This window comes from Priestia flexa, from assembly GCF_021441905.1.
Taxonomy (GTDB): Bacteria; Bacillota; Bacilli; order Bacillales; family Bacillaceae_H; genus Priestia; species Priestia flexa.
On the sequence record NZ_CP090431.1, the window covers coordinates 3,339,103 to 3,350,780 of the forward strand.

Here is an 11,678-nt window from a genome sequence, read left to right on the forward strand (position 1 = left end):
TTAATATGGGTGATTCACTACTTGCCATCACGGTCATTTGGGGATTTATTTTTATTTATGCTGTTATGGGAACAATGGATTTTGGAGCGGGATTTTGGTCAATGGTTTACATTAATCGTGAAAAAACCAATGCTACAAACATCGCTAACCGCTATCTCTCTCCAACTTGGGAAGTAACGAATGTATTTATCGTTGCAATTGTAGTTGGTTTATTTAGCTTCTTTCCTGGAGCTACGTTTACGCTTGGAACTGTTCTATTAATTCCAGGAAGTATTATTCTATTGCTTTTAGCACTTAGAAGTGGTTTCCTTGTATTTTCAAATTATACTAAGGGAGCTCGCCATCAAAAGGCTCTCGTTTATATTTCTGGTCTATCAGGCGTGTTGATTCCAGCGTTTTTAATTGCTGTTTTACCAATTAGCCAAGGCGGTTACATCGATACCATTGATGGAGTTGAAAAACTAAACTTACTCAAAGTATTTACCAGTCCAAACGTATATGCTTTTATAGGATTTGCTGTCAGCTCTTCGTTATTTCTATCCTCATTGCTTTTAGCTGATTATTCCAAGTCCTCAGATGAAATGGAAGCATATGAGGTATATAGAAGAGATGCGCTCATCACAGGTCCTATATCACTTGTCATGGCCATTCTCATTATGCTGACACTGCGTATGGAAGCCACTTGGCTTTATAATAACATGATGGAAGACAAACCCATCTTATTTATTTCCTTGTTTTTATTCCTAGTAGCAGGCGGAGCTCTTTTACTTCCATCATCAAAAGGAAAAGGAATGCCTAGACTAGCAGTTGTTGCGATTGTTCTTCAGTATTTTTTAGCGAGCTATGTATATGGAAAAGGTCATTTACCATATGTTATTTATCCGAATGTAACCATCGAAACAGGATTTACTCATCCTGATGCTTTTCGCTCATTATTCATCACGTACATTGTAGGATTTGCTATTTTATTCCCTGGATTCTACTATTTCTGGCGCTTGTTTATGAAAGACAACCGAAAGTATGTTGGAAAGAAGCCGTATTAAACTAAAGAAGTAAAGAACGATTTATCTGTTCTTTACTTCTTTTATTATGTTTGCTGCAATATTAAGCGCATACGCTTTACACTTTTCTACATCTTCTCCATATGGAGCAAGCTCTACTTTTAAGCCTTCTGTCATTAAGGTGCCACCTTGACTTTGCACTTTCTCTTCTAATAAATCTACTGCTCCGCAGAAGATATCATAAGCCATATCACCTGAACCGAATATAGCTACCTTCTTTTGAGAAAAATCAATATCGTCCATTTCATCATAGAAATCTAAAAACTCATCTGGCAGCTCACCGTCTCCCCATGTATATGATCCCAAAATGATGTAATCAAAATCTCTTATATCTTCTGGCGTTAAGTCGAATACTTCGAGACGATTTACAGTTAATTTCTCTTCTACTAATACTTCTTCAATCACATCTGCTATCGCTTCTGTATTACCTGACATACTTGCATAAGCTAATAATACTTTGTTCACTCTCAACACTACCTACCTTTTTGCATACTATTTTCACATAAACATTGTTAGTTTCTCAGCTTGAATAGTTGAATCTGTGCTGCACTCAAATCGGAGTGGACAATTTTTGCACTCTTGTAATGAACTTGTCTTTTGAAAAAACTTTGGCTCTTCTAGTACATCTTTCATCATTTTCAGTTTATTAACTGACTCTAAATAATTTTCAGATACAATTTCAACAGTCTCTCTCTTCCCTGTTAGAAGTGAATAGAAATGAATAGCTTTTGGCATTCTATTGAATGCATGCTTGGTAAAAACCATCATAAAGGCTGTCAGCATTTCTTTTACTTCTGATTGATCATCAATTAGAAACTTTGTTACTTCATAAGAAGAATCCGACCAATATGCTGCATCAATTAACAGTGAAATATTTGTTTCTAATTCAGGAACGTATACTCCATATTTTTCATAAACAAATAGTGGCGTATCATCTTGCAATTCACTCATAAGAAACGTTAACAAATGATCACTCACCGATGCTAGGACTTCATAGTAATGAATTTTCGATTGGAAAAGTTCCGGTGAGAGCTTGGACCAATACCTTTCAATTAATTGTAAAATAAAATATGCAGATCTTTCATATGGCGCTTTTGCATAATATTCTTTGACAACCTTATGAATGGTTACGCTGACGAGACTTCGCCAATCAACCAGTTGATGTTTACGAGCTTTAAGCTGCCTCTGATAAAATTTATAAGGGCATTGAATAAACTCTTCAATATGATGACTAGCCAAGGTTTTGATTTGAACTTTTAATTGCATCCTGTCACCACGCTTTATAAAATCACCTGTTGCTTTATCCTTTATGATACTTGTTCAATTACTTTGCGAATTGCGCTCCATGAATGCTTAACAAAATAAATTGGCTTTTGCTGCTTTTTCGCTTTTTCTTTAATGACCTTTGCCATGTTGTGGTTAATAAAATCTGTAATCACAAGTACAAAACCAATATGATCCGGAATTTCCCGCTTCACCATATTACTTTTTCTTCCATCAAGATGAATAACTTCGTTAAACCCCTCACCTGCTAACCGATCTGTAATATGCTTTAAACGATCTCCTCCAACAACCATAACTGATGACATGTATTTCTCCTCCTATACGATAAAATTAAGTTTATTTAAAATCTTAACGATGATTTAATCTTGTTTGCTATATACATAGAATAATTGAGAATGATTCTCTTTGTCAATTGTTAATTGATAAAAATTCTCAATTAATTTTCTAATCTCTCGATTATAACAATAATGAAAATTGACCATACTACATATATCACGCGTATAAAGGAGGGGAATATATGTCACAAAACGTTCTTTGTGAAGTGAATAACTGTCATTATTGGAAGCAAGGCAACCACTGTGGAGCAGACGAAATTTACGTAGTCAGCCATGCTGGTAAAAAGGCTTCTAATAGCCGCGAAACAGATTGTAAAACATTTAAACCTGAAGATCTTTAAATCGGTTATCCTAAAACAAACTTTGTTCTATTCCTAATTAATAAAAAAGGACAACCACGCGGGTTGTCCTTTTTCATATCAACGAAAGTGAAGGTAATATATGAATACCAATCAACTTGTTCATTTTTTCAAAGCAGAAGCTGTTAAAGCCAATAAACAAACGTTCCCCATTTATGTGCAATCATTTGCTCATTTATGGCAGTATGAATGTGGAACATTAGAAACCATTCCACCTGAAATTGACCTACTTATCACTACTCGTGCTATTGAACTAGGCCTTATTTCAACACAGGTAGCTGACTAAAACTGTTGTAGCCATTTAGTCAGCTATTTTATTTTACAAATCATCAAATCCATTTACATCTGATGCTTTTGTATATTGTCTTGACTTTTGCTCAAAGAAGTCTGTCTTACCAAGGTCAACTTCTTGATACGCAACAATCCAACGCAGCGGATTTTCAATTGGTGCATCAGGAAACGCTACGCGCCCAAATCCCATTTGATTACAGCGTTTATTTGCCATATATTCGATGTATTGACGAATATCTTTCATCGTAATTCCATCAAACTTCTCACCAATGACTGACTCAGCCCATTCAATTTCAAGCTGGGCAGCTTGTCGGAATGTTGAAGTAACAAACTCTTCAAGCTCAGCCGTACGCTGTTCTGGATTTTCATTTAGCACTTCTTTAAAGATTTTTTCAAATAACCCCACATGAAGCTGCTCATCACGATTAATATAGTTAATCATCGTGGATGTGGCAACCATTTTTTGATTGCGTGCTAAGTTGTAGAAAAACGCAAACCCACTATAGAAGAACAGACCTTCTAAAATAACATCATATACAATGGACTTTAAAAAGTTTTCAACTGTTGCCTCTTCAGCGAATGCTTTATAACCATTTGTCACAAAGTCATTGCGTGCACGAAGCTTTTCATCCGTACGCCAATATTCAAATACTTCATCTTGCTTAGCTTTTGGCACTAAGCTTGATAATACATATGAATAAGAGTGATTATGAACAACTTCCTGCTGAGCTAAAATAATCATCAGCGCATTGATTGAAGAATCCGTAACATAATCAGCAACTTTGCTCGCATAATCTGACTGGATGCTGTCCAATAAAGCCAACAAACCAATAATCTTTAAAAAGCTCTCCTGTTCATCCGCTGTAAGCTGTGGAAACTGTTTGATGTCCTGTCCCATATTAATTTCAAACGGTGTCCAGAAATTAGCTAGCATGCGCTTATACTTTGGAAACGCCCAAGAAAATCGTACATCATCCCAGTTTAAAATATTTGAGGTTTCACCATTAATAATTCCCGTTGAGCGGTTCGGGGCATTTTCATTCATAATCTCACGTTTCTTTAGACTGTTCGTCAACAAAATCGACTCCTTTCTTAGCTATGGCAGCTTTCACACTCATCAATTACTTCGCTAGACGTAGAGCGAACATAATACGTTGTTTTTAGCTTTTCTTTCCATGCAGTCATGTGTAAATCTAGTAAATCTTTTGCACGAATATCATTTTGAACATAAATGTTAAACGAGATAGATTGGTCAATATGACGCTGACGCTTTGCATTTTGCTTAATGCTCCAATGTTGGTCGATTAAATAAACAGACTTATAATACCAATTCGTTTCCGGTGACAAATCTGGAGCAGTAACTGGAATTTTATAGTTTTTCTTCTCTTCTGAATAGAACTTACGGAAAATCGGATCAATACTAGCCGTAGACCCAGCAATGATGGAAGTAGATGAATTCGGCGCAACGGCCATTAAATATCCGTTTCGAATTCCCTTTTCTTTCACAAGCGCCTGTAGCTCATTCCACTGATTACTTTCGTAACCGCGTGCTGCAAAATAAGCTCCTGTTTCCCAATCGGACCCTTCAAATAGAGGGTATGCTCCTTTTTCTTCTGCAAGCTCCATGCTTGATTGAATCGTTAGGTAAGCAATTTTTTCATATAACTCATCGCAATACTGAACAGCTTCTTCTGTTTCCCAAGCGATCTTTTGTAGAGCTAATAAATGGTTCCAACCAAACGTACCTAAACCGATAGCACGATAGCGTTGGTTTGTTAGTTTTGCCTGTAGAACTGGAAGGTTATTCAGTTCAATTACGTTATCTAGCATACGAACTTGAATAGGCACAAGGCGTTCAAGTACATCTTCCGTTACTGCACGTGCTAAGTTGATAGACGATAGATTGCAAACGACAAAGTCACCTGGTTGCTTTGTAATGACGATTTTTCCATCTTCTGTGATTTCTTCAACCACTGTTGTCATGCTTTGATTTTGCGTAATTTCTGTACATAAGTTACTGCAATAAATCATGCCCTCATGACGGTTTTGGTTAGCACGGTTCACTGTATCACGGTAGAACATATATGGTGTTCCTGTTTCTAATTGTGAAATCATAATTCGTTTAAAAATTTCAATCGCAGGCACTTTTTCTCTTGATAGGGATTCATTTTCAATACATTCACGATAACGATTTCTAAAGGAGCCGCTGCCTTCCTCTTCATCATAGAAATCTTCTAGCGAGTAACCCATTACCGTACGAACTTCATGAGGATCAAACAAGTACCAGTCTTCACGTTTTTCAACAGCTTCCATGAATAAATCCGGCAAGCAAACGCCAGTAAATAAGTCATGCGTACGCTGACGCTCGTCTCCATTGTTTAAACGTGCATCTAAGAAAGAAAAAATATCCTTATGCCATACGTCTAGATATACAGCAATTGCTCCTTGACGTTGACCCAGTTGATCAACACTAACTGCTGTGTTATTAAGCTGTTTCATCCAAGGAATTGTTCCTGATGATACGCCCTTAAACCCTTTTATATCGCTACCTCGGCTACGGATATGACCTAGATATACGCCAATTCCACCACCGTTTTTACTTAGCGTAGCTAAGTCCGTATTGCTATCATAGATACCTCGTAAACTATCATCAACCGTATCAATAAAGCAGCTTGATAGCTGTCCATAGCTTTTTCCTGCGTTCGCTAATGTCGGCGTTGCCACTGTCATGTAAAGGTTTGAAAGTGCCCAATATGACTCTTTTACCAGCGCTAAACGCTCTTCTTTCTTTTCATTTGCCATGAGTGTCATAGCAATAATTAAAAAGCGTTCCTGCGGTAGCTCGTATACACGCTTATCATGTGATGTTGCTAAATAGCGATCAGCTAATGTCAACAGGCCAATATACGTAAATAGGCTATCTTTTGTATAATCAATGGCTAAGCCTAGCTCATTAATCTCTTCCACAGAGTATGTATCCAAAAGCTGTGTACTATAAATCCCCATATCTGTAAGCTCTGTAATAAGCTGATAAAATGAGCCGTACCTTTCAGCTTGAACGTATTTTCTATTGGCGGCAGCTTTGCGGTATAGCTCTTGTAAATAGATATGAGCTGCTACATATGTCCAATCTGGCTCATCCATTGAAATTCGCTCAAGTGCTGCTAAAATAAAAACATTTGCTATTTTTTCGTCCGTCATATTCTCTTTCGCAGCAACTGTTTCTACTACCTTTTCCTCATACCATGAAAAATCAAGTTGTGGAAATTTTTCACCAAGTAGTTTCATATCATAATTTACTTTTTCAAGTTTATTTAAATCTGTTGTATTAATCATAAAAATAAGTTCCTCCTTTTTCTCCAGCATAAAAAAATCGCTCACCTGACGCAGTGAGCGAATAGAACGAAGATAAAAGAAGACAAAATGTCTTTTCTCAATCCTCGCTCTATCCTCTCACCTCCCGAAGAAGATAAAACGTCATAAAAAAGGCAGGTCTCCTGACTTATGCTTCGCTTTACTCTAAGGCCTTCCCATGATCGTTACTCACAGTGGCTATTCCTTATTTCATCAGCATTCACAGTTGCGGGGACAGTTTTGGATTTACACCAAATTCCCTTTTAAGTCTTTTTTCAGACACCTTTTCTACTGGAAAACACAAAATATAGTATATGAAGTTTTAATCAAAAACAAGATGTTGTGTTATAAACACATTATAAGGGACAACTTACAGAACTACAATATCTTTTTCAAAATAAATTCCCGCACATTTACCCCACCCTTACTTAACATACTGATCTACGCCTTTGTTAAGTAAGGTTTCCTACACATATGTAAAAAAAGAAATTTTTTAAAGTTTTGTTAGGTATTAGCAACTAGCTACTACAAACAGTCTTATTTTTCATCAAACTATTCCATCATAACATGTTTTCTCGGATTGGTTGTACTATTTGATTTATGAAATTTAATCAAACTTTTTTTCACATGACTAGACAGCTTCTATATAAATAAAAAGAAAATTTTTTAAAAAAACGAACTCACAATAAAAAATCCACTTTTAAAGTGGATTTACATTATGCATATGTTTTTTGATATGTGGAAACTTTATTTAAAAATATCCTATCCACCCGATAGCCAATGCCTGGTTCTTTTGGCACATGAATTAACCCATCATCCACTTCTACTTCTGGAAGAATGACATCTTTGTTCCAATAGCGTGAAGAAGCTGAAATGTCTCCAGGTATCGTGAAATTCTCTAATGAAGCTAATGCAATATTATGAGCTCTTGATATACCCGATTCCAGCATTCCCCCTACCCATAGTCGAACATTACTTTTCTGGCACAAGTCATGAATTCGTTTTGCTTCTGTTAAGCCGCCTACCCGTCCAACTTTTACATTAATAACTTGACAGCTCCCTAACTCAATTGCTTTTCTAGCATCATCATAAGACACAATGCTTTCATCTAAGCAAACGGGCGTGCGTAGCTGCTGTTGTAAATGACGGTGATCAATAATATCACTAGAATCTAATGGCTGTTCAATCATCATAAGGTCAAATTCATCTAGCTTTTGAAGCAAATTCAAATCATTTAAGGAGTAAGCAGAGTTTGCATCTACCATCAGCGGCAGTTTTGGATAATGATTTCTAATTTGCTTAATAAGGTCATAATCAGCTCCAGGCTTAATCTTTACTTTAAAACGTTTATATCCAGCTTTCAAGTGTTCATCTATTTTATGAACCATCTTATGAATATCATCGAGTCCAACTACTACACCAGCTTCTACAGCTTCTTTTGTGCCACCAAGAGCTTGAGATAGAGACTTGTTGTTCTTCTTAGCAAACAAATCCCACACCGCACAATCTATTGCTGCTTTACTCATATGGTTTCGCTTAATCGGATTAAATATTTCCTGTAGGTCTAAAGGCGTCGTTAATCGCTTTCCGATTAAAGCCGGAAGTAAAAAATCATTGAGCATATGAAAGCACGTTTGGATGGTTTCTTCTGTGTACCAAGGAGTTGAAAATGCTACCACTTCTCCCCAGCCTGCTTCACCGCTTATATCTTCTACTTCTAAAAGAAGCAGTTCTCGATTTGTCACAGTTCCATAACTAGTTGAAAACGGTGATAATAGGTTCAATTCAATAGCATGAATGGTTGCTTTATGGATTTCAATCATAGTTGACGCCCCTGTTCTATACGCTGAGGTAATTTTCGTCTAATAATTTTATTGGAAGCGGTTCTTGGTAGATCATCAACAATAAAATAATACTTTGGTACTTTATAATTGGCTAACATCGACTGACAATATGCCTGTAACTCTTCTTTTTTTATTGGGGATGTAACTACTAAAAAAGCTGCTGGAACTTGTCCCCACTGTTTATGAGGCAGCCCTGTAACCCCGGCTTCTGCAATAAGTGGGTGCTTTAATAGAGTGCTCTCAATTTCTGCTGGATAGATATTTTCTCCACCTGAAATAATTAAATCTGATCTTCTATCTAATACGTATAAAAATCCATCTTCATCAAGTTTGCCGATATCTCCTGTATAAAACCAACCATTTTTTATTGCTTTGTCTGTTTCTTCTGGTTTATTAAGGTACCCAGACGTTACGTTAGGGCCTTTCACAGCAATTTCACCTTCTATACCATTCATTACTTCCTCACCGTTAGTATTTACAATCTTAAGCTGGCAAGGCATCAGGGGCTTTCCTGCAGATCCAAGTTTTTGAATACTATCTTCTGGAGCTAACGTTACAAACTGAGAAGAAGTCTCTGTCATGCCATACGTCTGGTAGACAGGGATTCCTTTCTCTATACAGTCGTCCAAGAGAACTCTTGGCACGGGACCTCCTCCTGCTAACATGCAGCGAAATGATTCAGGATATTTTCTGCCACCTAGTTCCTTTAACATTTGGGTCAGCATCGAAGTTACGACCGACATAATGGTCACACCTTTTGTTTCAATAGCAGCGTTTGCTTGTATAGCTTCAAACTTTGAGTGTAATACAATTCTCATCCCATAAATAACATTTCTCATTAAAATAGAAAAACCGCTAATATGAAACAAAGGCACAGCAACGAGCCAGCAGTCATTTGTCTGAAGTCCAAGGTTTAGCGATGACCCAGTAGCACTCCACCAGTGATTCCCATAAGACTGCATAACTCCTTTTGGGTTACCTGTAGTACCTGACGTATACATAATTGTATACGTATCATTTAAATCATACTGAGATTGAAGCACAATTTCTTTTTCGTGTCGATAGATAAGGTCTTGTAGCTGAATTAGTTCTGTTCCTGAAAGCAGTATGGTTTCTTCATAACTCTCATCCACAACAAGAAAGTTCGCTTTTGCATCGCTACATTGATACTGAATCTCTTGCTGCTTTAAACGCGTATTGAGTAATAGTGCTTTTGCTCCTATATAAGCTAAAGCATGAATTAATTCAATATATTCTATTCGGTTCTTCATATATATAGCAACTGTGTGACCTTTTTTTATCCCATAGCTCGCTAATTGAAAAGCTCGCTTCACCACTCGTTTATGCAGCTGTAAAAATGTAATCGATTCCGCTGCTAAGTCCACCGCAACTCGGTTAGGTGTTACTTTCGCTCGTTGACTTAACCAATTAGGTAACAAATTCATGCTTCTATTCTCCTTTCCATAGAAAAAACAGCTTGATGAATGTCATCAAGCTGTTTTGAGCATTATGGGAAACGTGGGAACTGTTTGAAGTCTGGGTTGCGCTTTTCTTTGAATGCGTCACGACCCTCTTTTGCTTCATCAGTTGTGTAATATAAAAGCGTAGCGTCTCCAGCAAATTGCTGTATACCAGCTAATCCATCTGTATCAGCATTAAATGCAGCTTTTAAGAAACGTAGAGCTGTTGGGCTCTTTTCTAACATTTCTTCACACCATTTAATTGTTTCTGCTTCTAGCTCTTCTAATGGTACAACAGTGTTAACAAGTCCCATTTCAAGTGCCTCTTGCGCATTGTATTGACGGCATAGATACCAAATTTCACGCGCTTTTTTATGACCAACAATACGCGCTAAATAGCCTGAACCATATCCAGCGTCAAAGCTTCCAACTTTTGGACCCGTTTGGCCAAAAATTGCATTATCTGCAGCAATTGTTAAGTCACATACGATATGTAAAACATGACCTCCACCGATTGCATAGCCTGAAACCATCGCAACAACTGGTTTTGGAATAACGCGAATTAATCGCTGTAAGTCTAATACGTTTAAGCGAGGAATTTCGTCTTCCCCTACATAACCACCATGCCCGCGTACTTTTTGGTCTCCACCAGAACAAAATGCTTTGTCTCCAGCACCAGCTAGCACAATTACACCAACGCTTGAATCATCACGCGCATATGCAAAAGCATTAATTAATTCCATTACCGTTTTTGGACGGAAAGCATTTCGTACTTCTGGACGATTAATTGTAATTTTTGCAATTCCATTATATGTTTCATACAAAATATCTTCATAATTACGTTGAGATACCCATTCAACTGTCATCTTTCTTCCTCCTCATGTTGTGATAAAAACTCACTTACTATTTTACCAAAAATTCTTGGTTGTTCCACATGAATTGCATGGCCAGTGTTTAAAACAACTTTATACCTACAAAATTTGAGCTGATTAGACATGTCTTTTGCGATTTCACAAAACTTCTGATCAAGTTCACCTGTAATTAACAGGACAGGAAGCAACAAGGTATGTAACTTCTCCCAATAAGATTGTTGAGCTCCAGTTCCCATACCAATTAGACTATTTGCTAACCCGAGCTTACATTGAGCCAACCTCTCTTGACGAACTAGTGCTTGATCTTTTTCAGGCATGCGCTTTTGAGTTTTAAACATGGGGATGCTTTCCCAGTAGTCCACAAACTTCAACACACCTTGCTCCCTAATGAACGCAGCTAATTTTTCATCAGCAGCTTGCCTTGCCATTCGCTCCGGCTGTGTTTTTAAGCCCGGTGATCCACTCTCTAGAATGAGCGCTTTCACTCGTTCTGGATAATGAATGGAAAATGCCAACGCTAGACGCGCTCCCATTGAATAGCCAAGAACAAAGGCCTTTTCAATTCGGAGCCTATCTAGAAGACTTACAATAACGTTCATCATCTGAGTCATTTTATATGGAGCTACATCGCTAGGGGAATCTGTCTTTCCATGTCCAATAATATCAATTGTAATAACCTGATAATAACGTGCCCAAGACTTCGTAAATGTACTCCAAGTTTGAGAGGAACCTGTAAAGCCATGCAATAACAAAAGGGGAGTTCCTTTCCCTTGTACTTCAACATGGTACGAAACATCTTCATATCTATAATACATCTC

At 37.3% G+C, this 11,678-nt stretch carries 12 protein-coding genes and 1 riboswitch; of the genes, 3 read left to right on the plus strand and 9 right to left on the minus strand.

Annotated features, from left to right (window positions below; translation table 11 throughout):
* Positions 1–5: 5 nt before the first annotated feature.
* On the plus strand, positions 6–1,043 hold the full coding sequence (locus tag LZP85_RS17145) for a cytochrome d ubiquinol oxidase subunit II (RefSeq protein WP_206782189.1): 1,038 nt from the start codon (positions 6–8) through the stop codon (positions 1,041–1,043).
* Between the two features lie 21 nt (positions 1,044–1,064).
* Here the strand turns inward: LZP85_RS17145 and LZP85_RS17150 are convergent, their stop codons facing one another.
* From LZP85_RS17150 to LZP85_RS17160, 3 genes are read right to left on the minus strand one after another with little or no spacing between them, the layout of a single operon-like run.
* Positions 1,065–1,526, minus strand: a complete 462-nt coding sequence (locus tag LZP85_RS17150) for a flavodoxin (protein ID WP_206782190.1) — start codon at positions 1,524–1,526, stop codon at positions 1,065–1,067.
* Between the two features lie 33 nt (positions 1,527–1,559).
* On the minus strand, positions 1,560–2,327 hold the full coding sequence (locus LZP85_RS17155; RefSeq protein ID WP_119543485.1) for a PD-(D/E)XK nuclease family protein: 768 nt from the start codon (positions 2,325–2,327) through the stop codon (positions 1,560–1,562).
* Positions 2,328–2,368: 41 nt separating this feature from the next.
* Complete coding sequence (locus LZP85_RS17160; protein WP_025911901.1) at positions 2,369–2,650, minus strand: DUF2325 domain-containing protein; 282 nt, start codon at positions 2,648–2,650, stop codon at positions 2,369–2,371.
* A 212-nt stretch (positions 2,651–2,862) separates the two neighbouring features.
* Here LZP85_RS17160 and LZP85_RS17165 point away from each other — a divergent pair, with 212 nt between their 5' ends.
* Together LZP85_RS17165 and LZP85_RS17170 are read left to right on the plus strand one after the other, a co-directional pair.
* On the plus strand, positions 2,863–3,021 hold the full coding sequence (locus tag LZP85_RS17165; protein WP_119543486.1) for a DUF1540 domain-containing protein: 159 nt from the start codon (positions 2,863–2,865) through the stop codon (positions 3,019–3,021).
* Positions 3,022–3,121: 100 nt separating this feature from the next.
* Entirely contained in the window at positions 3,122–3,325 is a 204-nt protein-coding gene (locus tag LZP85_RS17170; protein ID WP_025911900.1) for a hypothetical protein, read from the plus strand.
* Positions 3,326–3,358: 33 nt separating this feature from the next.
* Here the strand turns inward: LZP85_RS17170 and LZP85_RS17175 are convergent, their stop codons facing one another.
* The 6 genes from LZP85_RS17175 to menH all read right to left on the minus strand — a co-directional run bounded on the left by LZP85_RS17175 (position 3,359) and on the right by menH (position 11,675).
* Positions 3,359–4,405, minus strand: coding sequence for a ribonucleotide-diphosphate reductase subunit beta (locus LZP85_RS17175; protein WP_025911899.1), 1,047 nt, complete (start codon positions 4,403–4,405; stop codon positions 3,359–3,361).
* A 17-nt stretch (positions 4,406–4,422) separates the two neighbouring features.
* On the minus strand, positions 4,423–6,618 hold the full coding sequence (locus tag LZP85_RS17180) for a ribonucleoside-diphosphate reductase subunit alpha (RefSeq protein ID WP_234562269.1): 2,196 nt from the start codon (positions 6,616–6,618) through the stop codon (positions 4,423–4,425).
* Positions 6,619–6,800: 182 nt separating this feature from the next.
* A riboswitch (cobalamin riboswitch) is annotated at positions 6,801–6,986 on the minus strand.
* A 414-nt stretch (positions 6,987–7,400) separates the two neighbouring features.
* The gene (menC, locus tag LZP85_RS17185; RefSeq protein WP_035321466.1) at positions 7,401–8,507 is read right to left on the minus strand and encodes an o-succinylbenzoate synthase; all 1,107 of its coding nucleotides are present in this window, start codon (positions 8,505–8,507) and stop codon (positions 7,401–7,403) included.
* Complete coding sequence (locus LZP85_RS17190; protein WP_226639851.1) at positions 8,504–9,973, minus strand: o-succinylbenzoate--CoA ligase; 1,470 nt, start codon at positions 9,971–9,973, stop codon at positions 8,504–8,506. The genes menC and LZP85_RS17190 overlap by 4 nt, the downstream gene beginning before the upstream one ends.
* Before the next feature lie 62 nt (positions 9,974–10,035).
* Positions 10,036–10,854 (minus strand): 1,4-dihydroxy-2-naphthoyl-CoA synthase, encoded by an 819-nt coding sequence (gene menB / locus LZP85_RS17195; RefSeq protein WP_025911893.1) that lies wholly within the window; start codon positions 10,852–10,854, stop codon positions 10,036–10,038.
* The gene (gene menH, locus LZP85_RS17200) at positions 10,851–11,675 is read right to left on the minus strand and encodes a 2-succinyl-6-hydroxy-2,4-cyclohexadiene-1-carboxylate synthase (RefSeq protein ID WP_206782192.1); all 825 of its coding nucleotides are present in this window, start codon (positions 11,673–11,675) and stop codon (positions 10,851–10,853) included. The genes menB and menH overlap by 4 nt, the downstream gene beginning before the upstream one ends.
* Between the last annotated feature and the right edge of the window lie 3 nt (positions 11,676–11,678).